Below are 1,202 nucleotides of genomic sequence, written 5' to 3'. Positions count from 1 at the left end.
TGATAGAGCTGCGACAGGCCGAACATGTCGGCTCGGTGCACCACCATCGTGTTGGCGGTCGGAATGTCGAGGCCCGATTCCACAATCGTGGTCGCCAGCAGCACGTCATATTTACCGTCATAAAACGCGTTCATCCGGTCATCGAGTTCGCCCGCTGCCATCTGCCCATGCGCCACCACATAGGTGAGTTCGGGCAGCTGCGCCTGCAGGAACGCCTCGACATCCGGCAGGTCGGTGATCCGTGGCACCACATAGAAGCTTTGCCCGCCGCGGTAATGCTCGCGCAGCAGCGCCTCGCGGATAGTGACGGTGTCGAACTCGCTGACGTAGGTGCGGATTGCCAGACGGTCCACCGGCGGGGTGCCGATTATCGACAGGTCCCGCACACCGGTCAGCGACAGCTGCAGTGTGCGCGGGATCGGTGTGGCCGTCAGCGTCAGCACATGGATGTCACTGCGCAGCTGTTTCAGCCGTTCCTTGTGGCCCACGCCAAAGTGCTGTTCCTCGTCGATGATCAGCAGCCCGAGGTTCTGGAACCTGATGTTCTTGGCCAGTACCGCGTGGGTTCCGACAACGATATCGACGGTCCCCTTGGCCAGCCCTTCACGGGTCTGGCTGGCCTCTTTGGTGCTAACAAAACGCGACAGCTGCCTGACCTGCAAAGGAAACCCGCGAAAACGCTCGGCAAAGGACGCCGCGTGCTGGCGCGCCAGCAGTGTGGTCGGTGCCACCACCGCCACCTGCAGGCCGGTCATCGCTGCGACAAAAGCCGCGCGCATTGCCACCTCGGTCTTGCCAAAACCCACGTCACCGCAGATCAGCCGGTCCATCGGCTGGCCTGAGTGCAGATCCTCCATCACGTCCTCGATGGCGCGCAGCTGGTCGTCGGTCTCCTGATACGGGAAGCGGGCGGAAAATTCCTCCCAGGCATGCGGCGGCGGGTCCATCACCGGTGCCTTGCGCAGGGCGCGTTCGGCTGCAATGCGGATCAGCTTGTCCGCCATCTCGCGGATGCGTTCCTTGAGCTTGGCCTTCTTGGCCTGCCAGGCACCGCCGCCCAGCCGGTCCAGCAGGCCTTCGTCATGGCCGTATTTGGACAGCAGTTCGATGTTTTCGACCGGCAGGTACAGTTTGGACGCTTCGGCATATTCCAGCAGAATGCATTCATGCGCGGCACCCGCGGCAGTCACCACTTCCAACCC

General features: G+C 62.7%; 1 protein-coding gene. It reads right to left on the bottom strand.

The window, feature by feature from the left end; translation table 11 throughout:
• Positions 1 to 1,202, bottom strand: a 1,202-nt coding sequence (locus tag A2I95_RS40075) for a DEAD/DEAH box helicase (protein ID WP_291737898.1), incomplete at both ends; no start/stop codon positions are given.

The sequence above is a fragment of the Leisingera sp. F5 genome (assembly GCF_001593695.1).
The sequence above is the reverse complement of the archived record's forward strand: the minus strand, read 5'-3'. Positions and strand labels throughout refer to the sequence as shown.